The 22277-nt window shown below is 68.6% G+C and carries 26 protein-coding genes, 1 tRNA gene and 1 riboswitch; of the genes, 8 read left to right on the top strand and 19 right to left on the bottom strand.

The genetic code is table 11. From position 1 onward, the window contains the following. Positions 1 to 42: 42 nt before the first annotated feature. From ACFYXH_RS27355 to ACFYXH_RS27345, 3 genes are read right to left on the bottom strand one after another with little or no spacing between them, the layout of a single operon-like run. Positions 43 to 1002 (bottom strand): ATP-binding cassette domain-containing protein, encoded by a 960-nt coding sequence (locus tag ACFYXH_RS27355; protein WP_362687183.1) that lies wholly within the window; start codon positions 1000 to 1002, stop codon positions 43 to 45. A gap of 11 nt (positions 1003 to 1013) precedes the next feature. After that, entirely contained in the window at positions 1014 to 1778 is a 765-nt protein-coding gene (locus tag ACFYXH_RS27350) for an ABC transporter permease (RefSeq protein WP_389568527.1), read from the bottom strand. Between the two features lie 52 nt (positions 1779 to 1830). Beyond that, positions 1831 to 2631: an ABC transporter permease gene (locus ACFYXH_RS27345; RefSeq protein ID WP_389568082.1), complete on the bottom strand. Its 801-nt coding sequence runs from the start codon at positions 2629 to 2631 to the stop codon at positions 1831 to 1833. A 125-nt stretch (positions 2632 to 2756) separates the two neighbouring features. Between ACFYXH_RS27345 and ACFYXH_RS27340 the strand changes: the two genes are divergently transcribed. Beyond that, on the top strand, positions 2757 to 5150 hold the full coding sequence (locus tag ACFYXH_RS27340; protein ID WP_389568079.1) for a transglycosylase domain-containing protein: 2394 nt from the start codon (positions 2757 to 2759) through the stop codon (positions 5148 to 5150). On the opposite strand, the gene ACFYXH_RS27335 is transcribed toward ACFYXH_RS27340, so the two are convergent. The 3 genes from ACFYXH_RS27335 to ACFYXH_RS27325 all read right to left on the bottom strand — a co-directional run bounded on the left by ACFYXH_RS27335 (position 5144) and on the right by ACFYXH_RS27325 (position 6375). Continuing rightward, positions 5144 to 5464 carry a DMT family transporter gene (locus ACFYXH_RS27335; RefSeq protein WP_389568076.1) on the bottom strand — a complete coding sequence of 107 codons (321 nt, stop codon included), beginning with the start codon at positions 5462 to 5464 and terminating at the stop codon, positions 5144 to 5146. The genes ACFYXH_RS27340 and ACFYXH_RS27335 overlap by 7 nt on opposite strands. Before the next feature lie 32 nt (positions 5465 to 5496). Beyond that, a riboswitch (guanidine-III (ykkC-III) riboswitch) is annotated at positions 5497 to 5562 on the bottom strand. A 107-nt stretch (positions 5563 to 5669) separates the two neighbouring features. Further along, positions 5670 to 5972, bottom strand: coding sequence for a co-chaperone GroES (locus tag ACFYXH_RS27330; RefSeq protein ID WP_153485104.1), 303 nt, complete (start codon positions 5970 to 5972; stop codon positions 5670 to 5672). A gap of 82 nt (positions 5973 to 6054) precedes the next feature. Further along, complete coding sequence (locus tag ACFYXH_RS27325) at positions 6055 to 6375, bottom strand: DUF3618 domain-containing protein (RefSeq protein WP_389568074.1); 321 nt, start codon at positions 6373 to 6375, stop codon at positions 6055 to 6057. 127 nt (positions 6376 to 6502) lie between these two features. Between ACFYXH_RS27325 and bcp the strand changes: the two genes are divergently transcribed. Then, entirely contained in the window at positions 6503 to 6970 is a 468-nt protein-coding gene (bcp, locus tag ACFYXH_RS27320; protein ID WP_389568071.1) for a thioredoxin-dependent thiol peroxidase, read from the top strand. 268 nt (positions 6971 to 7238) lie between these two features. Further along, positions 7239 to 7323: transfer RNA gene (locus ACFYXH_RS27315), tRNA-Leu, on the top strand. 62 nt (positions 7324 to 7385) lie between these two features. Here the strand turns inward: ACFYXH_RS27315 and rdgB are convergent. The 4 genes from rdgB to ACFYXH_RS27295 form a co-directional block, all read right to left on the bottom strand. Beyond that, positions 7386 to 7988: an RdgB/HAM1 family non-canonical purine NTP pyrophosphatase gene (rdgB, locus tag ACFYXH_RS27310; protein WP_389568068.1), complete on the bottom strand. Its 603-nt coding sequence runs from the start codon at positions 7986 to 7988 to the stop codon at positions 7386 to 7388. 8 nt (positions 7989 to 7996) lie between these two features. Continuing rightward, entirely contained in the window at positions 7997 to 8386 is a 390-nt protein-coding gene (locus ACFYXH_RS27305; RefSeq protein WP_389568066.1) for a hypothetical protein, read from the bottom strand. A 93-nt stretch (positions 8387 to 8479) separates the two neighbouring features. Then, entirely contained in the window at positions 8480 to 9217 is a 738-nt protein-coding gene (gene rph, locus ACFYXH_RS27300) for a ribonuclease PH (RefSeq protein WP_362687204.1), read from the bottom strand. A 127-nt stretch (positions 9218 to 9344) separates the two neighbouring features. After that, the gene (locus ACFYXH_RS27295) at positions 9345 to 9578 is read right to left on the bottom strand and encodes a glucose PTS transporter subunit EIIB (RefSeq protein ID WP_142217368.1); all 234 of its coding nucleotides are present in this window, start codon (positions 9576 to 9578) and stop codon (positions 9345 to 9347) included. Positions 9579 to 9809: 231 nt separating this feature from the next. Here ACFYXH_RS27295 and ACFYXH_RS27290 point away from each other — a divergent pair, with 231 nt between their 5' ends. Then, the gene (locus tag ACFYXH_RS27290; protein WP_389568062.1) at positions 9810 to 11069 is read left to right on the top strand and encodes a PTS transporter subunit EIIC; all 1260 of its coding nucleotides are present in this window, start codon (positions 9810 to 9812) and stop codon (positions 11067 to 11069) included. 267 nt (positions 11070 to 11336) lie between these two features. Beyond that, positions 11337 to 12605 (top strand): PTS transporter subunit EIIC, encoded by a 1269-nt coding sequence (locus ACFYXH_RS27285; RefSeq protein WP_389568060.1) that lies wholly within the window; start codon positions 11337 to 11339, stop codon positions 12603 to 12605. Positions 12606 to 12675: 70 nt separating this feature from the next. On the opposite strand, the gene ACFYXH_RS27280 is transcribed toward ACFYXH_RS27285, so the two are convergent. After that, positions 12676 to 13428, bottom strand: a complete 753-nt coding sequence (locus ACFYXH_RS27280; RefSeq protein WP_389568057.1) for an MBL fold metallo-hydrolase — start codon at positions 13426 to 13428, stop codon at positions 12676 to 12678. Positions 13429 to 13797: 369 nt separating this feature from the next. On the opposite strand from ACFYXH_RS27280, the gene ACFYXH_RS27275 reads away from it, so the two are divergent. Next, positions 13798 to 14262, top strand: coding sequence for a type II toxin-antitoxin system PemK/MazF family toxin (locus tag ACFYXH_RS27275; RefSeq protein WP_389568055.1), 465 nt, complete (start codon positions 13798 to 13800; stop codon positions 14260 to 14262). Between the two features lie 177 nt (positions 14263 to 14439). Here ACFYXH_RS27275 and ACFYXH_RS27270 read toward each other — a convergent pair whose 3' ends face one another. The 7 genes from ACFYXH_RS27270 to clpS all read right to left on the bottom strand — a co-directional run bounded on the left by ACFYXH_RS27270 (position 14440) and on the right by clpS (position 19257). Further along, positions 14440 to 15390 carry a PLP-dependent cysteine synthase family protein gene (locus tag ACFYXH_RS27270; RefSeq protein WP_389568053.1) on the bottom strand — a complete coding sequence of 317 codons (951 nt, stop codon included), beginning with the start codon at positions 15388 to 15390 and terminating at the stop codon, positions 14440 to 14442. Further along, entirely contained in the window at positions 15390 to 15668 is a 279-nt protein-coding gene (locus ACFYXH_RS27265) for a MoaD/ThiS family protein (protein ID WP_327323851.1), read from the bottom strand. The genes ACFYXH_RS27270 and ACFYXH_RS27265 overlap by 1 nt, the downstream gene beginning before the upstream one ends. Positions 15669 to 15791: 123 nt before the next feature. After that, positions 15792 to 15908: a putative leader peptide gene (locus ACFYXH_RS27260; protein ID WP_327323852.1), complete on the bottom strand. Its 117-nt coding sequence runs from the start codon at positions 15906 to 15908 to the stop codon at positions 15792 to 15794. 119 nt (positions 15909 to 16027) lie between these two features. Next, entirely contained in the window at positions 16028 to 16450 is a 423-nt protein-coding gene (locus ACFYXH_RS27255) for a Mov34/MPN/PAD-1 family protein (protein ID WP_385309151.1), read from the bottom strand. A 125-nt stretch (positions 16451 to 16575) separates the two neighbouring features. Beyond that, entirely contained in the window at positions 16576 to 18006 is a 1431-nt protein-coding gene (locus ACFYXH_RS27250; protein ID WP_327328337.1) for an amino acid permease, read from the bottom strand. Positions 18007 to 18349: 343 nt separating this feature from the next. Beyond that, positions 18350 to 18943 carry a DUF2017 domain-containing protein gene (locus tag ACFYXH_RS27245; RefSeq protein WP_327323854.1) on the bottom strand — a complete coding sequence of 198 codons (594 nt, stop codon included), beginning with the start codon at positions 18941 to 18943 and terminating at the stop codon, positions 18350 to 18352. Continuing rightward, on the bottom strand, positions 18943 to 19257 hold the full coding sequence (clpS, locus tag ACFYXH_RS27240) for an ATP-dependent Clp protease adapter ClpS (RefSeq protein WP_326650151.1): 315 nt from the start codon (positions 19255 to 19257) through the stop codon (positions 18943 to 18945). Before clpS ends, ACFYXH_RS27245 begins: the two co-directional genes overlap by 1 nt. 183 nt (positions 19258 to 19440) lie before the next feature. Between clpS and ACFYXH_RS27235 the strand changes: the two genes are divergently transcribed. Together ACFYXH_RS27235 and ACFYXH_RS27230 are read left to right on the top strand one after the other, a co-directional pair. Further along, the gene (locus ACFYXH_RS27235) at positions 19441 to 20769 is read left to right on the top strand and encodes a nicotinate phosphoribosyltransferase (protein ID WP_389568523.1); all 1329 of its coding nucleotides are present in this window, start codon (positions 19441 to 19443) and stop codon (positions 20767 to 20769) included. Positions 20770 to 20868: 99 nt separating this feature from the next. After that, complete coding sequence (locus tag ACFYXH_RS27230) at positions 20869 to 21453, top strand: isochorismatase family protein (RefSeq protein WP_389568047.1); 585 nt, start codon at positions 20869 to 20871, stop codon at positions 21451 to 21453. A 450-nt stretch (positions 21454 to 21903) separates the two neighbouring features. On the opposite strand, the gene ACFYXH_RS27225 is transcribed toward ACFYXH_RS27230, so the two are convergent. Next, positions 21904 to 22200, bottom strand: coding sequence for a hypothetical protein (locus ACFYXH_RS27225; RefSeq protein ID WP_389568044.1), 297 nt, complete (start codon positions 22198 to 22200; stop codon positions 21904 to 21906). Between the last annotated feature and the right edge of the window lie 77 nt (positions 22201 to 22277).

Here is a 22277-nt window from a genome sequence, read left to right as displayed (position 1 = left end):
GGTCACAGAGTCACACAGTCAAAGAGTCACGGAGCCACGCAGTCACAGACCTGATCTCTCCGCGTACATTTTCGCGATCACGGCCTCGATGTCCGGCTCCCGCACCGACAGATCCACCAGCGGGTACTCCGCCGCCAGCGCCGCCACCAGTGGCGCCGCCGACTGGGAGGCGGGGAAGGCCAGCCACTGCCGAGGCCCCTCCACCTTCACCGCGCGGGCGGAGTCCAGTGCCACCGGCGGCAGTTCGCGCTCGAAGTCCACCACCAGGGTCCGCTCGCTCTCGCCCACCTCGTGCAGTCCGGCGAGCGCCCCGTCGTACATCAGCCGTCCGTGGTCGATCACCATCACGCGCTTGCACAGCTGCTCGATATCGGTCAGATCGTGCGTGGTCAGCAGCACCGTCGTCGACCGCTCGGCATTCAGGTCCCGCAGGAATTCCCGCACCTTCGCCTTGGAGATCACATCGAGCCCGATCGTCGGCTCGTCGAGATACAGCACCTCGGGATCGTGCAGCAGCGCCGCCGCGATGTCCCCGCGCATCCGCTGCCCCAGCGAGAGCTGCCGCACCGGCACGTCCAACAGCTCGGCCAGATCGAGGAGTTCGACACAGCGGTCCAGGTTCTCCCGGAACCGCTTGTCGGGGATCCGGTACATCCGGTGCACCAGCCGGTACGAGTCCTTCAGCGGCAGGTCCCACCACAGCGTCGTACGCTGCCCGAACACCACGCCGATCCGCTGGGCCAGCCTCGTACGCTCCCGGGACGGATCGATGCCCGCGACCCGCAGCCGCCCGCCGCTCGGCGTCAGAATCCCCGTCAGCATCTTGATGGTGGTGGACTTCCCGGCCCCGTTCGGACCGATGTAGCCAACCATCTCACCGCGCGGCACACGGAAGCTGATCCCGTCGACCGCCCGTACCTGATGTTTCTCGCGGCGCAGCCTGCCCGTCCTGCGCCGTACGTCGAAGACCTTCTCGACGCCCTCGAGCTCGATGAAGTCCATGAAGTCCCCCCTCAGCTCCCCGTGCTCCGGTACGAACGAAGGCCCACCCGCCACGCGAGCCCGGCCAGCCAGCAGCACACCGCCGCGACCACCGGCGGCAGGAAGGCCAGCCACTGCGGCAGATCCAGCGGATAGGGCCGGTCCAGCACATACAGCGCGGGCAGCCAGTTGACGAAGGCCAGCGGCACCACGTACGTCACGCCACGCACCAGGTCCTTCGCGAAGATCGTCGGCGGATACTGGAGCAGCGTGTTCCCGCCGTACGTGAAGGAGTTCTGCACCTCCGAGGCGTCCTGCGCGATGAACTGGAACGCCGCCCCGCCCACGAACACCGCCGAGAAGATCGCCCCGCCGCCGAGCACCATCAGCGGCAGCATCAGCACCCGCAGCGGCGTCCAGTCGATGTCCAGGACGAGCAGGCCGTACCCCAGCACCAGCAGCCCTTGAGTGATCCGTCCCAGTCGGCGCAGCGCGAACCGGTCCGCGGCCACCTGCGCGAGCACCGGAACGGGCCGCACCAGCAGCGTGTCCAGCGTCCCGTCGCGCACCCGCCGCCCCAGCCGGTCCATCGACCCCATCACCAGATCGGCGAGGCCGAAGGAGGTGCCCGCCGCCCCGTACAGAAAGGCGATCTCGGGCAGCGAGTAGCCGCCCAGCGCATCGACGTGCGAGAACATCAGCAGGATCGCGACGAAGTCGAAGGCGGTCGCCGCGAAGTTCCCGAACGCCGTCATCACAAACGACGCGCGGTACGTCATCGTGGAGCGGATCCACATCGCCGCGATCAGGCCGTACGCCCGCAGCCCGTTCGACAGCACCGACGGTGCCTCAGCCACCCTGGACCACCACCCTGCGTGTCGCGACCGTCTGCAGCGCCCGCCCCGCGGCCAGCAGCGCCAGCGCCCAGCCGCCCTGGAAGGCGTACGCCTCGACCAGCCCCCACCCGGTGCGCCTGCCGAGGAAGACATCCGCCGGCACCTGCAGCAGCGACGACCACGGCAGCGCCCGCGCCACCTCACCCAGCGTGCCCGGAAACAGGTTCAGCGGCAGCAGCATCCCGGAGAAGAACATCCCCGCCAGCCCGCAGATCTGCATCACCCCGGCCCCGTCCATCAGCCAGAACGCGGAGAGCGCCACCAGGAACCTGACCGCGAAACTCACCACCACGCCCAGGGTCACCGACACCAGGAAGGCGAGCCACGTCAACGGCGAGAGCGGCAGCGCCAGATCGAAGGCGAGCGCACCGAGCACCATCGGCACGATCCCGCGACCCATGAGGTGGAAGGCCGCCCGCCCCAAGTCGCCGGACAACCACCACAGTTGAAGGTCGGCGGGCCGGTACAGGTCGATCGCGACATCGCCGGTACGGATCCGCTCGACCAACTCGTCCTCGAAACCGCCGCCCATCATGGCGCAGGTCATCAGCAGTGCCTGTCCCAGCCAGACATAGGTGAGAGCCTGGGAGAGGTCGTACCCGCCGAGGTGCGGGCGCTCGTCCCACAGGGCGATATAGGTGTACGCCATGATGAAGCCGAAGACGGTATTGGTGAACACGCCTGCCGCCGTGGCCACCCGGTACGTCGCATAGCGCCGGAACGCACCCGCCGCGACAACCGCGTAAAGCCGCATGTCGCCCCCCTCCGCCGCCGGGCACCAAAGCGCACGACCCTAGCCCAGGGCGGGCGGCCGCCGCGACCGCTTTACGGCCGCCAAGGTCCAGGGGTTGCGCCGGGGAAACGGGCAATATGAGTGACATGAGCGACGAGCCACAGCAACAGGGCTGGACACCCAAGGACGCGACCGTCGTCGGACTGGGGCCCGCGTCCGCCCCCGGGAAGCAGGAGAAGAAAGGCAAGAACGCCGGCAAGGGCCGCACCGGGCGCACCGGCTGGCGCCGTGTCATCCCGACCTGGCGGATGGTGCTCGGCACATTCCTGATCGTCGCACTGCTGCTGATCGGCGGCTTCCTGGCCGGCTACATGCTCGTCGACATCCCACCCGCCAACGCCGCGGCCACCGGCCAGTCCAATGTCTACCTCTTCAAGGACGGCACACAGATCGCCCGCGACGGCGAGATCAACCGCGAGAACGTCAAGCTCGCGCAGATTCCGCTGACGGTACAGCGGACCGTACTCGCCGCCGAGGACCGGGAGTTCTACTCCGAACGCGCCGTCGACCCCCAGGCGATGGTCCGCGCCGGCTGGAACACGCTGACCGGCAAGGGCAAGCAGTCCGGCTCCACCATCACCCAGCAGTACGTCAAGAACTACTACCTGGGTCAGGAGCAGACCGTCTCCCGGAAGGTCAAGGAGTTCTTCATCTCGATCAAGCTGGGCCGTGAGGAGAGCAAGAGCGACATCCTCGAGGGCTATCTCAACACCAGCTACTTCGGACGGAACGCGTACGGCATCCAAGCCGCGGCCCAGGCGTACTACGGCCAGGACATCAAGGACATCGACACCGCGAAGGGCGCCTATCTCGCCTCGCTCCTCAACGCCCCGAGCGCGTACGACGTCGCCACCCACCCCGAGAACAGGGCCGCGGCGCTGAGCCGCTGGCACTATGTGCTCGACGGCATGGTCAAGGAGAAGTGGCTCAGCCCCGCCGACCGCGCGGCCATGAAGTTCCCCGTGCCGCAGACGGCGAAGCCCGCGACGAACCTCTCCGGCCAGCGCGGCTACATCGTCCAGGCCGTCGAGGACTACCTCACCAACAACAAGATCATCGACGAGAACACCCTGGCCGCCGGGGGCTACCGGATCACCACCACGCTCGAGCGCAAGAAGCAGAAAGCCTTCGCCAAAGCCGTCGACGACCAGGTGATGTCCAAGCTCGACAAGGACCGCGAAGCCGACCGCAACGTCCGCGTCGGCGGGGCTTCCATCGACCCGGCCACCGGCAAGGTCGTCGCCATGTACGGCGGCGTCGACTACACCAAGCAGTACGTCAACAACGCCACCCGCCGCGACTACCAAGTCGGCTCCACCTTCAAGCCGTTCGTCTTCACCGCCGCCGTCCAGAACGAGTCCACCACCCAGGACGACGAAACCATCACCCCCAACACCGTCTACGACGGCACCAACCGGCGTTACGTGCGGGGCTGGAGCGGCAAGCCGTACAGCCCCGCCAACGAGGACGAGTTCTCGTACGGCCCCATCACCGTGCGCACCGCCACCGACAAGTCCGTCAACGCGGTCTACGCGCAGATGGCCATGGACGTCGGCCCCGGCAAGGTCAAGCAGACCGCGATCAACCTCGGAATCCCCGAGAACACCCCGGACCTGACTGCCTCCCCCTCCATCGCGCTGGGCCCGGCCACCGCCAGCGTCCTCGATATGACGGAGGCGTACGCGACCCTCGCCAACCACGGCAGGCACGGCACATACACACTGGTCGAGAAGGTGACCAAGGGCGGCGAGAACGTACCGGTCCCCAAGGCGGCCGAGAAGCATGCCGTCAGCCGGGAGGCCGCCGACACGACAACCTCGATGCTGCAGAGCGTGGTCAACGGCGGCACCGGCACCGCGGCACAGTCCGCGGGACGCCCCGCGGCAGGCAAGACCGGCACGGCGGAAGAGGACCAGGCCGCCTGGTTCGCCGGCTACACCCCGGATCTCGCGACGGTGGTCGCGGTGATGGGCCAGGACCCGGTCACGGGCGTGCACAAGCCGCTGTACGGGGCGCTGGGGCTGCCACGGATCAACGGCGGCGGCGCGCCGGCGAAGATCTGGGGCCAGTTCACGGGTGCTGCGCTCGAGGGCTCCGAGGTCGAGGAGTTCGACCTGGAGCTGCAGGAGGGCGCGGAAGAGGTGCAGCACCCGTGGGAATCGGAGGAGCCCGAGGAATCCTCGGAGCCGACCGAGTCTTCGGAGGAACCGTCCGAGACACCGGAGACTTCGGACACGCAGGAACCGACCGAGGGCAGCACGGAGACCGACGAGGAGACCGACGGCGGCACGGACGCCGGCGGCGAGACCGACGGCGGCACGGACAGCGGCGGCGAGACCGACGGCGGCACGGACAGCGGCGGCACGGACGGCGGCGGCACCACGACCCGTAGAAGGATGAGCGACGGCGGTACGGACACCGGCGGTACGGCCGATGGCCGGGCGGGCAGCAAGCCCACCCGCGCGGCCCGTCGTCAGTGACCCGAGGTCGCCTTCAGCCCCACCACAGCGACCAGCAGCAGACAGACGAAGAAGATCCGGGCGGCGGTCAGCGGCTCGTTCAGCACCAGCATGCCGACCACCGCCGCACCGGCCGCACCAATACCGACCCAGACGCCGTAGGCGGTACCGATCGGCAGGGTCCTGGCGGCCTGCGACAGCAGCAGCATGCTCGCGACGATCCCGAGCCCGGTGAACAGACTCGGCCACAGCCGGGTGAACCCGTCGGTGAACTTCATTCCGATCGACCAGCCGACCTCGAGCAGACCGGCGACAACAAGCAGAACCCAGGCCATGACGGCACCTCCGAGACGCGGACTTTCAGCGGGGTGCGTCGTCTTTGCGTAACCCGGTACGACGCGTCTCGTCGGGGATCGGCCAAACATAGCAAAGGCGGCGTAAAAGACCCATCAGAAAAGGGCTGGCGACGTCTGTCACCAGCCCTCTTTCCGGCCCTCTTTCTGCCTGCTGCCCGGCCTCTGACCAGGCCTTTCGCGCGCCCTACAAGTACAGCCCGGTGGAATCCTCGGACCCCTGGAAACGGTCCGCGGCGACCGCGTGCAGATCGCGCTCCCGCATCAGTACGTACGCCACACCGCGCACCTCGACCTCGGCGCGGTCCTCGGGGTCGTACAGCACCCGGTCGCCCGGCTCCACGGTCCGTACGTTCTGCCCCACCGCGACCACCCCGGCCCAGGCGAGGCGCCGGCCGACCGCGGCGGTCGCCGGAATGACGATGCCGCCGCTGGAACGCCGCTCACCCTCCGGGATGTCGGTCCTCACCAGCACGCGGTCGTGCAGCATGCGGATGGGCAGCTTGTCATGGGTGGTGTTGTCGCTCACGCGTCGAACCTACCTGCCTGGGACCGTTCCGTACGCCGCTGTGTCACGCCCGGCGCCTTCTCACCGAGAAGGCGAGCAGCCCCACAACCGCCACGGTCACCAGAGCCACCGGCACCAGCCGCTCCAGCCGCGGCCCGCCGTCCTCCGAGACGAACTGCGCCTTAACGTCGGAAACGGCGCGGTTCACGACGACGACCGCGCGCCCTGCGGTGTGATCCACGGTCGAGGCGAGCCTCGCCTTCGCGTCGCCGATGACCGTCTTCGGGTGAACGCGCACCCCGATCTCGTCGAGCGTCTCGGCAAGCTGGTCGCGCCTGCGGACGATATCCGCCTCGATCTGCGCAGGGGTCCTGGCATCCGACACCGCGCTGCCTCCGTGGTCGTTTCCGGTAGTCCTTCCTCGACAGTCTGTCAGCTCGGCCGCCACCGCACCCAACGGCACCCCTATTACGCTCGACGGCGTACACCGTCACGTCCCCTCAAGGAGAACCATGAGCGAGCGACTCCAGCCCGGCGACCCCGCCCCCGACTTCACTCTGCCCGACGCGGACGGCAACGAGGTCTCGCTCGCGGAGCACAAGGGCCGGAAGGTGATCGTCTACTTCTACCCGGCGGCTCTGACCCCCGGCTGCACCAAGCAGGCCTGCGACTTCACGGACAATCTGGAGCTGCTGACGGGCGCCGGCTACGACGTGATCGGCGTGTCCCCGGACAAGCCGGAGAAGCTGGCGAAGTTCCGCGAGAAGGAAAGCCTGAAGGTCACGCTGGTGGGCGACCCGTCCAAGGAGACGCTGGAGGCGTACGGCGCCTTCGGCGAGAAGAAGCTGTACGGCAAGACGGTGACCGGCGTGATCCGCTCGACGATCGTGGTCGACGAGGAGGGCAAGGTCGAGCGCGCGCTGTACAACGTGAAGGCGACCGGCCATGTAGCCAAAATCATCAAGGACCTGGGCGTCTGAGGTCCCGTGTTCCCGGAAGGGCCCGCGCCGGCAGGCCGTGCGGGCCCTTCCGCGAACCGAAGCCGGTCGCGACGGACACCCTCATCGTTCTGTCCGAGGGTTCGCCTCGCACACATCGCTCCCGTCTCCACCGGGCGCGCTACCTCTGCCCCAACTGCCCCGCCTTGACCGACACGTGGTGTCGGAACCGCACGAAGGAACGACCTGTCCCACAGGGGCAGGGCACCCTCCGCCACATCCCGCAGCCCGGTACGATGACTGTCGGTCGGCGGCCGTGTCGGAACTGGCGAGACGAGCTGGGTTTAGGTCCCAGTGGGTTTATACCCGTGTGGGTTCGAGTCCCACCGGCCGCACACCTTTGGACCGAAGGCCCGGACTCGGAGTCCGGGCCTTCGGCGTACCCCGTTGCGGGGTGTCAGCCCAAGAGCTCCCGCACCACCGGGACCAGCGCCCGGAACGCCTTGCCGCGGTGGCTGATCGCGTTCTTCTCCGCCGGGGTCATCTCCGCGCAGGTACGCGTCTCGCCCTCCGGCTGGAGGATCGGGTCATAGCCGAAGCCGCCGGTGCCCGTGGGGGTGTGGCGCAGTGTGCCGAGCAGTCGGCCCTCGACGACACGCTCCGTGCCGTCCGGGAGTGCCAGGGCCGCCGCGCAGGCGAAGTGCGCGCCGCGGTGGGCCTCGTCGATGTCGGAGAGCTGGGCCAGGAGCAGGTTGAGGTTGGCGGTGTCGTCGCCGTGGGTGCCTGCCCACCTCGCGGAGAAGATGCCGGGCGCGCCGCCGAGGACGTCGACGCAGAGGCCGGAGTCGTCGGCGACCGCCGGCAGGCCGGTGGCCCTGGCCAGGGCGTGGGCCTTGAGGAGTGCGTTCTCGGCGAAGGTGACGCCGGTTTCCTTGACGTCGGGAATGTCGGGATAGGCATCCGCGCCGACGAGGTCGTGGGTGAGGCCCGCGTCGGCGAGGATGGCCTTGAGTTCGGTGATTTTCCCGGCGTTGCGGGTGGCGAGGATCAGTCGGGTCATGCCCCCGATTATCCGGGCGTGCAGACCTTGCCGACTTCGCCCGCCGCCTTGGTGATCGGCGTGATGTCCGGGGTGTTGTCGCCGCCCTCGATCGACTTGCGGACGTTGGCGACGCCGGCGTTGAGATCGTCGACGGCCTTGCTGAGGTCGGCGTTGTCGGTCTTGTCGCCGAGGCTCTTCAGTTCCTTGTCGATGTCGTCGAGGGCTTGCCGGGCCTTTGTCGGGTCGTCGGCGGCGCTGGAGACCGCCTGCTGGAGCTTGTCGACGCTGGTGGCGATCGCGTCGGCGGTCTCGACGCAGTCGAGGGCCTTGTCGATGGCGCCGCAGCCGACGGTGATCGGTACGACCAGTGCGGCGGTGGCGAGCGTGAGTGCTGCTAGGCGGCGACGCGCAGGCATGGAACGGTCCTCCCCGGATACGGACGGACGCACGGTTCGGCCCGTGCGCCCGTGAGTGTAACGACGCTCTGTGGGTCGTTCTTGGTTGCCTCTTTACTTTTCGAGTGTGTTCTCAAGGGCGAGGGTCTGGAGCGCGACGAGGTCGGCGCAGCCGCCGGTGGCCAGGTCGAGGAGGGCGTTGAGCTCCTTGCGGTCGAAGGGCTCGGCCTCGGCGGTGCCCTGGACCTCGACGAAGCGGCCGTCGCCGGTGCAGACGACGTTCATGTCGGTCTCGGCGCGCACGTCCTCCTCGTAACAGAGGTCGAGGAGCGGGATGCCGTCGACGATGCCGACGCTGACGGCGGCGACGGTGCCGGTGAGCGGCTTGCGGCCGGCCTTGACGAGCTTCTTGCCCTGGGCCCAGGCGACGGCGTCGGCGAGTGCTACGTACGCACCGGTGATCGCGGCGGTGCGGGTGCCGCCGTCGGCCTGCAGTACGTCGCAGTCGAGGACGATGGTGTTCTCGCCGAGGGCCTTGTAGTCGATGACGGCGCGCAGCGAGCGGCCGATGAGCCGGCTGATCTCGTGGGTGCGGCCGCCGATCTTGCCGCGTACGGATTCGCGGTCGCCGCGGGTGTTGGTGGAGCGCGGCAGCATCGAGTACTCGGCGGTGACCCAGCCTTCGCCGCTGCCCTTGCGCCAGCGCGGCACGCCTTCGGTGACGGAGGCGGTGCAGAAGACCTTGGTGTCGCCGAAGGAGATGAGGACGGAGCCCTCGGCGTGCTTGCTCCATCCGCGTTCGATGGTGACCGGGCGGAGCTGTTCGGGGGTGCGGCCGTCGATTCGAGACATGGTGTGGAGCCTATCGGCAGATGTGTGAGGGGCCCGTTCCGGTGTGTGGAACGGGCCCCTCACGGCCGAGTTCAGCGGCTCGGCGACGCACTGGGCCGAGGGCTCACCGACTCACTGAGTCACTGGCTCACATCATGTCTTCGATGTCGGCGGCGATCGGGTCGGCGTCCGTGCCGATGACGACCTGGATCGCGGTGCCCATCTTCACGACGCCGTGGGCTCCGGCAGCCTTGAGAGCAGCCTCGTCGACCTTGCTCGGGTCCACAACTTCGGTACGGAGGCGGGTGATACAGCCTTCGATCTCTTCGATGTTGTCGATTCCGCCGAGCCCGGCGACGATCTTCTCAGCCTTGCTGGCCATGTCTTTCTCCCTGCGTCTCAAGAGCGCTGAGCGCTGCCTCGACCCACCGTCGGTCCGCTTTGTCACGGTAACTCACGGTTGGCCCATCTTCGCGGGCGAGTAACCGCCTCGTACCGAATGATGACGATCACCAGTGCCCTGTCTCGCGACCGGGCGCCGGGACCGTATCGCAACTGGTCTACACCAGTCTGCAACGGCTGCCAAACCAGGCCCCTTTCCGGGAGGACGCCGATGAGCTCCGAGAGCGCTGCCGCGCCGCAGCGGAAGTGGCGGAACGGGCTGTTCCAGGGGCTGCAGAAGGTGGGGCGCAGCCTCCAGCTCCCGGTCGCGGTGCTGCCGGCGGCCGGTCTGCTCGTCAGCCTCGGCACCCTGTTCTCGGCGTATCTGAACGGCCCCTTCTGGGACAAGACGGCCAAGGTCCTCAAGCTGGGCGGCACGGCAATTCTGGACGGCGCGTTCGGCCTGCCTCTGCTGTTCTGCATCGGTGTCGCGATCGGCTTCGCGAAGAAGGCCGACGGTTCGACCGCCCTCGCGGCGGTCGCCGGCTTCCTGGTCTACAGCAACGTACTGAAGGCGTTCCCCGTCGGCGGCACGGTCACCGAGCTGCTCCCGGACGGGAAGCCGCAGAATCCCGGCGTCCTCGGCGGCATCGTGATCGGCCTGCTGACCGCGATGATCTGGCAGCGTTACCACCGAACGAAACTGGTCGACTGGCTCGGCTTCTTCAACGGCCGGCGGCTGGTGCCGATCATCATGGCGTTCCTCTGCACGATCCTCGGTGTGCTCTTCGGGCTGCTGTGGGAGCCGGTGGGCGATGCGCTGACTGCCTTCTCCAAGCAGCTGATCGATCTGGGCGCGTGGGGCTCGGGCATCTTCGGTGTCGCCAACCGGCTGCTGATCCCGATCGGCATGCACCAGTTCCTGAATACGTTCTTCTGGTTCCAGGCGGGCGAGTTCACGACGCCGGACGGCAAGGTCGTCCAGGGCGACCTGACGCGCTTCTTCGCCGAGGACCCTTCGGCGGGCCAGTTCATGTCGGGCTTCTTCCCGATCATGATGTTCGGCCTCCCTGCCGCAGCCCTCGCCATCGCGCACTGCGCCCGCCCCGAGCACCGCAAGCGGGTCATGGGTCTCATGATTTCCGTCGGTCTCACCTCGTTCGTCACGGGTGTGACCGAGCCGCTGGAGTTCTCCTTCATGTTCGCGGCTCCGCTGCTGTACGGCGTGCACGCGTTGCTGACGGGTGCGTCGATGGCGATCACCTGGGCGCTGGGTGTGCACGCGGGCTTCAGTTTCTCGGCCGGCCTGATCGACTACGTCGTCAACTGGCACCTCGACACCAAGCCATGGCTGATCATTCCGATCGGCCTGTGCTTCGCGGTCGTGTACTACCTGGTCTTCCGCTTCGCGATCACGATGTTCAACATCCGCACCCCCGGCCGCGAACCCGAAGAGATCGAGCAGGAGCTGGAGCAGGAGAGCACCAAGTAGTCACCGGACCGACGGGTCCTGCGGTCCGCTCACGTATCCACCCATAAAGCCCCCGGACCTCATGAACCGGGGGCTTTATGTCGGTCATTTCCCACCATGGCTCAGCTCGCAAAAATCGAAGGTTCCTTATCTCGCCCTCACCGTGCTAAAACAGGTCTACACCACTCAGTGGTGTAGACCACGCGGCCGTCGCCGCGTTCCCCTTGAGACGCCGCCCTCCCCCGTGTTCTGTCCCCATGGCGGTGCCTTGCCCACTGGAGGAAGTTGATGTCCACGGCTAGCGCCGCCCCCGCGGCGGAGAAGAAGACGAAGGGCGCAGGCGCGATGGCTGTTATGCAGCGCATCGGCCGCAGCCTCATGCTGCCGGTCGCGGTGCTGCCGGCGGCCGCGCTGCTGGTCCGTTTCGGCCAGCCCGACATGCTCGGCAGGGAGTCGTTCCCGACCTTCGTCACCAAGGTCGCCGGCTATATGGCGGCCGGTGGCGACGCGATCCTCGCCAACATGGCGCTGCTGTTCGCCGTCGGCATCGCGATCGGCTTCGCCAAGAAGTCGGACGGCTCGACCGCGCTCGCGGCCGTCGCCGGATACCTGGTCTTCAAGAACGTGCTGGCCACGTTCACCGACCCGAACCTGGACAAGGTCGCCAAGGTCGTCGACGGCAAGATCGTCATGACCGAGGCCCCGGTGGACGCCAAGGTCCTCGGCGGCGTGGTGATGGGCATCATCGTCGCCCTGCTGTACCAGAAGTTCTACCGGACCAAGCTGCCCGACTGGGCCGGCTTCTTCGGCGGCCGCCGTCTCGTCCCGATCCTCTCCGCCTTCGCGGGTCTGATCGCCGGCATCGTCTTCGGCCTGATCTGGCCGATCCTCGGCACGGGTCTGCACAACTTCGGTGAGTGGCTGGTCGGCTCCGGCGCAGTCGGCGCGGGCATCTTCGGTATCGCCAACCGTGCGCTGATCCCGATCGGCATGCACCACCTGCTGAACTCCTTCCCGTGGTTCCAGGCCGGTTCCTACGAGGGCAAGAGCGGCGACATCGCCCGCTTCCTCCAGGGCGACCCGAGCGCCGGACAGTTCATGACCGGCTTCTTCCCGATCATGATGTTCGCCCTCCCGGCGGCCTGCCTCGCGATCGTGCACTGCGCCCGTCCCGAGCGCCGCAAGGTCATCGGCGGCATGATGTTCTCCCTCGCGCTCACGTCCTTCGTCACCGGTGTGACCGAGCCGATCGAGTTCACGTTCATGTTCATCGCCCCGGTGCTGTACGCGGTCCACGCGGTGCTGACCGGTGTCTCGATGGCCCTGACCTGGTCGCTGGGCATGAAGGACGGCTTCGGCTTCTCGGCCGGTGCGGTGGACTACTTCCTCAACCTGGGCATCGCGTCCAACCCATGGGGCCTGGCGCTGGTCGGGCTCTGTTTCGCGGCGCTCTACTACGTGGTCTTCCGCTTCGCGATCACCAAGTTCAACCTTCCGACGCCGGGCCGTGAGTCCGACGAGGAGCTCGCCGAGCTGCAGAAGGCCGAGGCGAAGTAAGCCTCGCGCATCCAAGACCGAAGCCCCTGCCTTTCCGTACGAAAGGCAGGGGCTTCGGCGTGCCTGGACCCTAGATCACATAGACCGCGCCCGGCACGGCGACCTCGGTCGGACCGTCGTACACCGCACGGGCGTCGGCCAGGTTCTGCCGGGGGTCCGTCCACGGCGGGATGTGGGTCAGCACGAGCCGGCCGACGTTCGCACGCTGCGCGTGCGCGCCGGCCTCGCGGCCGTTGAGGTGGAGGTCCGGGACGTCCTCCTTGCCGTGCGTGAAGGACGCCTCGCACAGGAACAGATCCGCACCGTCGGCGAGTTCGTGCAGGGCCTCGCTGACACCGGTGTCGCCGGAGTACGTGAGCGTCTTGCCGGCCTGCTCCAGGCGGATGGCGTACGCCTCGACCGGGTGGCGCACCTTCTCCGTACGAACGGCGAACGGGCCTATGTGGAAGCTGCCGGACTTGAGCGTGCGGAAGTCGAAGACCTCGCCCATGGCGGAGGAGGAGGGGGTGTCCGCGTACGCGGTGGTCAGACGCTGCTCGGTACCTTCCGGGCCGTAGACCGGGAGGGCGTCGCAGCGGCCGCCGTCGTGGCGGTAGTAGCGAGCGACGAAGTATCCGCACATGTCGATGCAGTGGTCAGCGTGGAGATGGCTGAGGAAGATGGCATCGAGGTCATAGAGACCGACATGGCGCTGCAGCTCGCCCAGGGCGCCATTGCCCATGTCGAGGAGCAGCCGGAAGCCGTCGGCCTCTACGAGGTAGCTGGAGCAGGCCGAATCCGCGGACGGAAACGACCCCGAGCAGCCGACGACGGTGAGCTTCATGGAGCTTGAACCTCCGTTGACGGGGAGGGCTGGGGGAAGGTCGTGCGGTTCGTTGAGCGTAAGGCGCAAAAGGGCCGGTCGCTCCTCGGTGGCGGGCTGTTGTGGGGGAACTCACCTGCACTGTCACCGGTTCGGGGGGTGCCCGGTCCCGGGGTGGACGTGGGCCGGGGGCGTGGGTGGTTGCCGTCCGTGGGTGGTTTCCTCCACCGGTTCGGGGGGTGCCCGGTCATGTGGTCGAGGTGGGCCGGGGGCGTGGGTGGTTGCTCTCCGGTGGGTGGTTTCCTCCACCGCTTCCGGGGGTGCCCGGTCCCGGGTGGACGTGGGCCGGGGGCGCGCGCGGGGGGCGGTGCGCCGGTAACGTCTGGGGGTATGGACACGTCGTGGTGGCTCGCGGTGCTCGCCGTGGTGGTGATCGCGCTGGTCGCTGCGGTGAGGGACGGGCGGGGCCACGGCGCGGGCCGCCGCCCGGGTGGACGCGCCCGCCCGCCGGGCCGGCCGACGGGGCCCCGGCGCGGGCCGAAGCGGAAGCCGCAGCCGGGCGAGATCTGGTGGGCGAATGTGCCGTACGAGGACGGGCCCGGGTCGAAGGACCGGCCGTGTCTGGTGCTGTCGGTACGGGGCGAGACGGTGCAGGTCGCGAAGATCACCAGCAAGTACCACGACGAGCGGGCGGGCGTGATCTCACTGCCACCGGGCACGGTGCGCAACGCGCGCGGGCGGGCGAGCTTTCTGGAGACGGACGAGCTGCGGGAGCTGGGGGTGTGGGACTTCAGGCGACGGGTCGGGATGGTGGACCCGAATGTATGGGACCAGGTCCGGCACTTGGCTGCGTGAGCCGGGGCGTGCCCGTGACCCGGGCCGTGGGAGCCCGGACTCCCTGCCCGGGCGGAGGGAGCTTCCCACCGGGGCTCGGGGAAGAGTGAACGTGGAGGCTGACGCCCCCACGCCCGCGCCCGCCGAACGGCACAAACGTGCCGCTCCCCCGGCGGGACACCCGCACCCATCACGCCGCTACGCCCAGAGCTGGCCCTGCAGCGCCTCGATCGCCGCCTCCGTCGTCTCCGCCGTGTAGACCCCCGTCGACAGGTACTTCCAGCCGCCGTCCGCGACCACGAAGACGATGTCCGCCGGCTCGCCCGCCGCCACCGCCTTCTTGCCGACGCCGATCGCCGCGTGCAGCGCCGCTCCCGTCGAGACGCCCGCGAAAATGCCCTCCTGCTGGAGGAGTTCACGGGTGCGGGTGACCGCGTCCGCCGAGCCGACCGAGAAGCGGGTGGTCAGGACCGAGGCGTCGTACAGCTCGGGGACGAAGCCCTCGTCCAGGTTGCGCAGGCCGTAGACCAGGTCGTCGTAGCGCGGCTCCGCCGCCACGATGCGGATGCCCGGGACATGTTCGCGCAGGTAGCGGCCGACGCCCATCAGCGTGCCCGTCGTGCCCAGGCCCGCCACGAAGTGGGTGATCGACGGGAGGTCCGCGAGGATCTCCGGGCCTGTCGTGGCGTAGTGCGCGCCCGCGTTGTCCGGGTTGCCGTACTGGTAGAGCATCACCCAGTCCGGGTGCTCGGCCGCCAGCTCCTTGGCCACGCGTACCGCCGTGTTGGAGCCGCCCGCCGCAGGCGACGGGATGATCTCCGCGCCCCACATGGCGAGCAGCTGCCGACGCTCCTCGCTCGTGTTCTCCGGCATCACGCACACCATGCGGTAGCCCTTGAGCTTCGCCGCCATGGCCAGCGAGATGCCGGTGTTGCCGCTGGTGGGCTCCAGGATCGTGCAGCCCGGCGTCAGGCGGCCGTCCTTCTCCGCCTGTTCGATCATGTGGAGCGCCGGGCGGTCCTTGATCGAGCCGGTCGGGTTGCGGTCCTCGAGTTTGGCCCAGATGCGGACGTCCCCGGACGGGGACAGCCGCGGGAGGCGGACCAGCGGTGTGTTGCCGACCGCCGCCAGCGGAGAGTCGTAACGCATCAGCGCATGCCACCGGCGACGGCCGGGAGGATCGTGACGCTGTCGCCGTCGGCGAGCTTGGTGGAGATGCCGTCGAGGAAGCGGACGTCCTCGTCGTTGAGGTACACGTTCACAAAGCGGCGCAGCTGGTCGCCGTCGACGATGCGCTCCTGGATGCCGTTGTGGCGGGACTCGAGGTCGGCGAAGAGCTCGGCGAGCGTGTCACCGCTGCCCTCGACGGCCTTGGCGCCGCCGGTGTAGGTGCGGAGGATGGTCGGGATGCGGACCTCGATGGCCATGGCGTGGGCTCCTGTCGGGAGAGTGGCGGGGGTGCGGGTGTGACACAAGGGGCGCGCGGCTCCGCCCCCCGCGCGAGGGGTGGTGCTGTGGGTGCGCTCGGCCCGTAGAGCCGTGTCTGAACGTCAGAACGCGGCGCGGCCCGTACACATCGCGCTGGCGAGACGGCACAGGTCGACGTGCAGCCGCGCCACGAGCAGCACAGTGCTCGGCGTCCTGTCGCTCACGTCATGGGGAACCATGCGGTCATCGTATCGATTCCCCGTCCGGGTCCCGGAATGTGATCTCGCATGATGGACGGAATGCGCTCAGCATATGGGCCGCGGGGCCACCGGAGGCGTACGAGGGACCGGGCCGGCGCTCAGTACGCCGCTACGACCTGCACCTCTTCCTCCGTCACCACGCCGTCCACGATGCGGTACGAGCGGAACTGGAACGGGCCCGCTTCATCGACGTCGGCGGTGGAGACCAGGACATAGTGGGCGCCCGGCTCGTTCGCGTAGCTGATGTCCGTACGGGAGGGGTAGGCCTCGGTCGCGGTGTGCGAGTGGTAGATGATCACCGGCTCCTCGTCGCGGTCGTCCAGCTCCCGGTAGAGCTTCAGCAGGTCCGCCGAGTCGAACTCGTAGAACGTGGGCGAGCGGGCCGCGTTCAGCATCGGGATGAAGCGCTCGGGGCGGCCGGTGCCCTCCGGGCCCGCGACCATGCCGCAGGCCTCGTCGGGGTGGTCGGCGCGGGCGTGCGCGACGATCTGGTCGTACAGGGCCTCGGTGAGGGTCAGCATGCGGATCAGGATAATCAGAAGGGCCCACCCGTACCGAAGAGTGGTACGGGTGGGCCCGAATGCTGGACGCCAGTCAGAGGCTGCCGGTCAGAGGCTCAGGGGCATCGAGCGCCGGCTCAGGGGCCTCAGCGCTTGATGAAGGCCGCGCCCTCGGGGTTGCGCTGCTTCAGCACCAGATACGAGACACCGAGGATCAGGGCCCACAGCGGCGCGCAGTACAGCGAGATCCGCGCGTCCTTGTCGACGCCCATCATCACGATGACCATGATGATGAAGAGCAGCGCGAACCAGCTGGTCCACGGGGCGCCGGGCGCCTTGAAGGTGGACTCCGGCAGCTCGCCGCGGTCGGCCTTGGCGCGGTAGCGGATCTGGCAGACCAGGATCATGATCCAGGCCCACATGCCGGAGATCGTGGCGAAGGAGACGACGTAGTTGAACGCGTCGCCGGGCCACTGGTAGTTGATCCAGACGCCGACCAGCATCAGCCCCGCGGAGACGGTGGTGCCGACCAGCGGAGTGCCGCTCTTCGTGAGCTTGGTGAAGAACTTCGGGCCCTGGCCGTTGAGCGCGAGGTCGCGCAGCATCCGGCCGGTGGAGTACATACCGGAGTTGCAGGAGGACAGCGCCGCGGTCAGCACGACGAAGTTGACGACGGCGGCGCCGACGCCGAGGCCCATCTTCTGGAAGGCGGCCACGAACGGCGAGACACCCGGCTGGAACTCGTCCCAGGGCACCACCGAAAGGATCATGATCAGCGCGCCGACGTAGAAGACGGCGATACGCCACGGCACGGTGTTGATCGCCTTGGGCAGCGTCTTCTCCGGGTCCTTGGACTCGCCGGCGGTGACGCCGACCAGCTCGACCGCGAGGAAGGCGAACATCACGATCTGCAGGGTCATCAGCGTGCCGCCGATGCCCTTGGGGAAGAAGCCGCCGTCGGCCCAGAGGTGCGTGACGGACGCGGTGTCACCGGCGTCGGAGAAGCCGAGCGTGAGGATGCCGGCGCAGATGAGGATCATGCCGATGATGGCCGTGACCTTGACCATCGAGAACCAGAACTCCAGCTCACCGAAGAGCTTCACGGAGATCAGGTTCACCGCGTACAGGATGATCGTGAAGACGAGCGCGGAGATCCATTGCGGGATGTCCCACCAGAACGTCATGTACTGGGCGGCCGCGGTGACCTCGGTGATGCCGGTGACGACCCAGAAGAGCCAGTACGTCCAACCGGTGACGAACCCCGCGAACGGGCCGACGAACTCACGGGCGTACTCGGAGAAGGAACCCGAGACGGGGCGGTACATGAGCAGCTCGCCCAGCGCCCGCATGATGAAGAAGATGACCAGGCCCGCGATGGCATAGGCCAGGATGAGGCTGGGTCCGGCCTTCGAGATGGCCTTGCCCGCGCCGAGGAAGAGGCCGGTGCCGATGGCGCCGCCGATCGCGATCATCTGGATCTGCCGGGCACCCAGTCCGCGCTGGTAGCCCTCGTCCGCGCCTGTCGCGGACCCCGCGGCCTCATTGCCGTCGTGCTTGTCGACCTGCACCGAGGTCATGGTGATGCGCCCTTTCTCCATGCTGATCCGCGTCCGCTGCATATGCCGCGCGACTGCGGATCAGGTCCTGATCCCCCCGGATGTGAATGGAGTGCCACCGGCGATCAGCCGGCCCAGCGCCCCCGGGGGCATGGGTGGCGCCCCCTGGTGGTCGTGAAGATTTATCACGGCCGCAACACTGATCGGCCGAGGTGGCTGTGGCACACACCACAAGAAGAACCGGACAAAGATCCATCGGCATTACAAACCATGCCGATGTGGTGACGTGATCGTTATCCGGATTTGAGTGTCCGTTGAGCGAACAACTCGGGACATCCGAGTGTCGGAATCCCAGGCGTCGGCGTCAGGCCATCAGGGTCTCGACGAGCGTCTCCTGGAGCGCGCCGAGCCAGAGGTACGCCATCACCATCGGCTTGCGCGGGTCGGAATCCGGCAGCCGGTAGAGCTCGCCACTCTCGTCCTCGTCGCTGACCTCGAGACGGGTGCCGATGGTGAGGCGCAGGTCGTTGAGCGCGCCGAGCCAGTGCAGACAGTCGTCGGGGGTGAGCTTGAGTACGGCACCGCCCTCGCCGGTGGCGGTCAGCGAGTCCAGGGTGCGGACGACCGCGACCGCGTCGTCGCGCTTGCGGGAGCGCAGATCCGTCTCCGTGAAGCGCCTGAACTCGGCCGAGGCGGCACGCAGTTCCTCATCCTCGACATCGGCGTCAGGACCGCCGTACGCCTCGGGGAAGAGGCGGGCGAGCGCCGGGTCGGTGGGCGGCTCACTCGGCCCCTCGGTGAACAGCGCGGCCAGCGGGTCCTCGCCGTCGACCGGCTCGTCGCCGGGTCCGATGAGCTCCAGAAGCTGTACGGCGAGCGAGCGCAGAATGGAGATCTCGACCTCGTCGAGCGGGACGGCCGCGCCGCCCCCCGGAACGGGCTCGAAGTGCCCGGCCATCAGGTGCGGTCCTGGGAGAGCGTCGCCCACAGTCCGTAGCCGTGCATCGCCTGCACGTCACGCTCCATCTCCTCGCGGCTGCCGCTGGAGACGACGGCCCGGCCCTTGTGGTGGACGTCGAGCATCAGCTTGTGCGCCTTGTCCTTGGAGTAGCCGAAGTAGGCCTGGAAGACATAGGTGACATAGCTCATCAGATTGACCGGGTCGTTGTGCACGAGCGTCACCCACGGCACGTCGGGCTCGGGCACGGCGAAGGTCTCCTCCGCCGACTCGGGGCGTTCGATCTCTGTGGGAGCAACACTCACCCGGTCCATGCTGCCACCCGCGGGGGCTCATCGCACAAACGGGGCCTACATCTCGTCACTTTGACGAGATGTGCGGTAGCATCCTCGTCGAGGCATCTCGCGGGGGCGCTGTTTCCGACAGCGGTCCGCCGCGGGCCGGACCGCGGACCGACCCGGTCGGCGGCCCACGACGAAAGAGCGAGGTTGACCGTTGTGAACGCTGCGGACCTTGGGCTGCCGGTGGATGTGCCGTCGACGGCGCTCTTCACCGACCAGTACGAGCTCACGATGCTCCAGGCGGCGCTGAGGTCCGGCACCGCCGACCGCCGCTCCGTCTTCGAGGTCTTCACCCGTCGGCTGCCCGACGGACGGCGCTACGGCGTAGTGGCGGGCACCGGCCGGGTGCTGGACGCCGTCGAGAACTTCCGCTTCGACGCGGGCGTGATCGGCTTCCTGCGCGATCAGGGGATCGTCGACGAACCGACGCTTCAGTGGCTCGCCTCGTACCGCTTCGGCGGCGACATCTGGGGCTACCCGGAGGGCGAGGTGTACTTCCCGGGCTCGCCCATCCTGCGGGTCGAGGGCTCCTTCGCCGAGTGCGTGCTGCTGGAGACCGTGATCCTGTCCATCCTCAACCACGACTCGGCGATCGCCGCGGCGGCCTCGCGGATGTCGACGGCCGCGGCCGGGCGCCGGCTGATCGAGATGGGCGCACGGCGTACGCACGAGCTCGCCGCGGTCGCCTCGGCGCGCGCCGCGTACGTCGGCGGCTTCAGCTCCACCTCGGACCTGGCGGCGGGCTTCCGTTACGCCATCCCGACGGTCGGCACCAGCGCGCACGCCTTCACACTGCTGCACGACAGCGAGCGCGACGCCTTCCGGGCGCAGGTCGATTCGCTCGGACGGGGTACGACGCTGCTGGTCGACACGTACGACGTGGCCGAGGCCGTCCGTACCGCCGTGGAGATCGCGGGACCCGAGCTCGGGGCCGTACGCATCGACTCCGGGGACCTGCTGCTGGTCGCGCACCGGGTGCGGCAGCAGCTGGACGAGCTGGGCGCGACCAACACCAAGATCGTGGTGACGTCTGACCTGGACGAGTACGCCATCGCCTCACTCGCCGCGGCGCCGGTCGACGCGTACGGCGTGGGCACGCAGCTGGTCACCGGCAGCGGGCACCCCACCTGCTCGATGGTCTACAAGCTGGTCGCCCGCGCGCGGTCCGCCGATCCCAAGGCGCCGCTGGAGCCGGTGGTGAAGAAGTCCCTGGGCGCGAAGTCCTCGATCGGCGGCCGCAAGTGGGCCGCGCGCCGGGTGGACGCGCACGGCGTCGCCGAGGCCGAGGTGATCGGCCTCCACGCGGTGCCGCCCGAGCTCGTGGACCGGCAGTTGCTGGTGGAACTGGTCAAGGGCGGCGAGATCGTCGCCCGCGAGCCGCTGGACACGGCGCGCGAGAGGCACACCGCGGCGCTCGCGGGGCTGCCGATGTCGGCGCTCCAGCTGTCGAAGGGTGAGCCTGTCCTCCCGACGGAGTACGTGTGAACGCAGCCTTGGGCCCCCTCCCGCAAGGCGGTTGAAGTCTCTACGCTCAGTACATTCGCTCGCCGCCCACCGATCTCCCTCCATCGAAGGACACCCGCCATGCACCGCGCATTGATCGTCGTGGACGTTCAGAACGACTTCTGCGAAGGCGGCAGCCTCGCGGTGGCGGGAGGAGCGGATGTCGCTGCGGCCATCACCGACCTGATAGGCCAGGCTCAGGCGGGCTACCGCTATGTGGTCGCCTCCCGCGACCACCACATCGAGCCGGGCGACCACTTCGCCGAGCAGCCGGACTACGTCAACAGCTGGCCGGAGCACTGCGTCGCCGGCACGGAGGGCGTGGGCTTCCACCCGAACTTCGCGCCGGCGGTGGCGTCGGGCGCGGTCGACGCGGTCTTCGACAAGGGCGCGTACGCGGCGGCGTACAGCGGCTTCGAGGGCTCGGACGAGAACGGCTCGACGCTGGCGCAGTGGCTGCGGGCGCGGGAGGTGACGGAGGTCGACGTGGTGGGCATCGCGACGGACCACTGCGTACGGGCGACGGCGCTGGACGCGGTCCGGGAGGGCTTCACGACGACGGTGCTGCTGGACCTGACGGCGGGGGTCGCGGAGGCGACGACGGAGCGGGCGCTGGAGGAGCTGCGGGGGGCAGGCGTGGAACTCACGGGCAAGCCCATGCTCTGACCTGGGGGTCGGTGGGTGGTTTCCTCCGGCGAACCGCTGTACCCCCGCGGCGAGCGGTCTTGTCCCGTCCTGGTGGGGAGGGGCCGTGCAGTGTCGCCCCCGTCAGTGCTCGGTCATGTGGTGAGCGTGGGCCGGGGGCGTTGTCGGTTGCTCTTCGGTGGGTGGTTTCCCCCGGCGAACCGCTGAACCCCCGCGGCGAGCGGTCTTGTCTCGTTCGGGTGGGGAGGGGCCGTGCAGGGTCGGCCCCGCAGGGGATTGGCGGCAAAACCGGGGTCACGCACCAAGAGCCTGTACGCCGCCGACCCCGAGGAGTCGAGCCCGGAGGGGCACCGGAGCCCGCACCCGACAAGAGCCCGCTCCCCGCCGGAGGCAACCCGCGCCCGCACCCGACAAGGCCGGACGCCCCCGCCGGAGGCAACCCCGCACCCCCCGGGCAACGCGACGGAGGCGTCACGCAGGGCGTAGGAGCAGTTCTATCGGGTGCCAGAGTTCCTCCGGGCGGCTGCGCCACAGCAGGCCGTCCGGGTGGTGCAGCACCGCCGTGATTTCGTCCGGTGTCGGCGGCTCCGCATTGCCCCGCAGATACACCGCCCGCAGCCCCAGATTCCGCAGCCGCGTCAACGCCCTCGCGCGGTTCGCGGCGTGGACCAGGAAGCGGACCGTGCCGCCGTCGCCCGACGGGCTGGGCAGGCTGAGCGCTACCACCACACTGCCGTTCGGCAGTTTGCTGAAACCTCCGCCGGGCATGCTGAACCACTCCCCCGTGAGATGGCGTGTCAATAAGGATCTGGTAGACGCACCTAAACACGATCGGCCGCCGCCCG

It is taken from the genome of Streptomyces sp. NPDC002730, from assembly GCF_042888805.1.
Taxonomy (GTDB): domain Bacteria; phylum Actinomycetota; class Actinomycetes; order Streptomycetales; family Streptomycetaceae; genus Streptomyces.
The sequence above is the reverse complement of the archived record's forward strand: the minus strand, read 5'-3'. Positions and strand labels throughout refer to the sequence as shown.

Bases quoted from the DNA above. Each gene is read 5' to 3' on its own strand.
- ACFYXH_RS27285 (WP_389568060.1), top strand. From the start codon at position 11,337: ATGTCCACGGCTAGCGCCGCCCCCGCGGCGGAGAAGAAGACGAAGGGC.
- clpS (WP_326650151.1), bottom strand. From the start codon at position 19,257: ATGGACCGGGTGAGTGTTGCTCCCACAGAGATCGAACGCCCCGAGTCG.
- ACFYXH_RS27295 (WP_142217368.1), bottom strand. From the start codon at position 9,578: ATGGCCAGCAAGGCTGAGAAGATCGTCGCCGGGCTCGGCGGAATCGAC.
- ACFYXH_RS27350 (WP_389568527.1), bottom strand. From the start codon at position 1,778: ATGTGGATCCGCTCCACGATGACGTACCGCGCGTCGTTTGTGATGACG.
- ACFYXH_RS27340 (WP_389568079.1), top strand. From the start codon at position 2,757: ATGAGCGACGAGCCACAGCAACAGGGCTGGACACCCAAGGACGCGACC.
- ACFYXH_RS27250 (WP_327328337.1), bottom strand. From the start codon at position 18,006: ATGACCTCGGTGCAGGTCGACAAGCACGACGGCAATGAGGCCGCGGGG.
- ACFYXH_RS27255 (WP_385309151.1), bottom strand. From the start codon at position 16,450: ATGCTGACCCTCACCGAGGCCCTGTACGACCAGATCGTCGCGCACGCC.
- ACFYXH_RS27260 (WP_327323852.1), bottom strand. From the start codon at position 15,908: ATGGTTCCCCATGACGTGAGCGACAGGACGCCGAGCACTGTGCTGCTC.
- ACFYXH_RS27330 (WP_153485104.1), bottom strand. From the start codon at position 5,972: ATGCTGCACGACCGCGTGCTGGTGAGGACCGACATCCCGGAGGGTGAG.
- bcp (WP_389568071.1), top strand. From the start codon at position 6,503: ATGAGCGAGCGACTCCAGCCCGGCGACCCCGCCCCCGACTTCACTCTG.
- rdgB (WP_389568068.1), bottom strand. From the start codon at position 7,988: ATGACCCGACTGATCCTCGCCACCCGCAACGCCGGGAAAATCACCGAA.
- ACFYXH_RS27290 (WP_389568062.1), top strand. From the start codon at position 9,810: ATGAGCTCCGAGAGCGCTGCCGCGCCGCAGCGGAAGTGGCGGAACGGG.
- ACFYXH_RS27245 (WP_327323854.1), bottom strand. From the start codon at position 18,943: ATGGCCGGGCACTTCGAGCCCGTTCCGGGGGGCGGCGCGGCCGTCCCG.
- ACFYXH_RS27355 (WP_362687183.1), bottom strand. From the start codon at position 1,002: ATGGACTTCATCGAGCTCGAGGGCGTCGAGAAGGTCTTCGACGTACGG.
- ACFYXH_RS27230 (WP_389568047.1), top strand. From the start codon at position 20,869: ATGCACCGCGCATTGATCGTCGTGGACGTTCAGAACGACTTCTGCGAA.
- ACFYXH_RS27225 (WP_389568044.1), bottom strand. From the start codon at position 22,200: ATGCCCGGCGGAGGTTTCAGCAAACTGCCGAACGGCAGTGTGGTGGTA.
- ACFYXH_RS27305 (WP_389568066.1), bottom strand. From the start codon at position 8,386: ATGCCTGCGCGTCGCCGCCTAGCAGCACTCACGCTCGCCACCGCCGCA.
- rph (WP_362687204.1), bottom strand. From the start codon at position 9,217: ATGTCTCGAATCGACGGCCGCACCCCCGAACAGCTCCGCCCGGTCACC.
- ACFYXH_RS27270 (WP_389568053.1), bottom strand. From the start codon at position 15,390: ATGCGTTACGACTCTCCGCTGGCGGCGGTCGGCAACACACCGCTGGTC.
- ACFYXH_RS27280 (WP_389568057.1), bottom strand. From the start codon at position 13,428: ATGAAGCTCACCGTCGTCGGCTGCTCGGGGTCGTTTCCGTCCGCGGAT.
- ACFYXH_RS27275 (WP_389568055.1), top strand. From the start codon at position 13,798: ATGGACACGTCGTGGTGGCTCGCGGTGCTCGCCGTGGTGGTGATCGCG.
- ACFYXH_RS27345 (WP_389568082.1), bottom strand. From the start codon at position 2,631: ATGCGGCTTTACGCGGTTGTCGCGGCGGGTGCGTTCCGGCGCTATGCG.
- ACFYXH_RS27335 (WP_389568076.1), bottom strand. From the start codon at position 5,464: ATGGCCTGGGTTCTGCTTGTTGTCGCCGGTCTGCTCGAGGTCGGCTGG.
- ACFYXH_RS27265 (WP_327323851.1), bottom strand. From the start codon at position 15,668: ATGGCCATCGAGGTCCGCATCCCGACCATCCTCCGCACCTACACCGGC.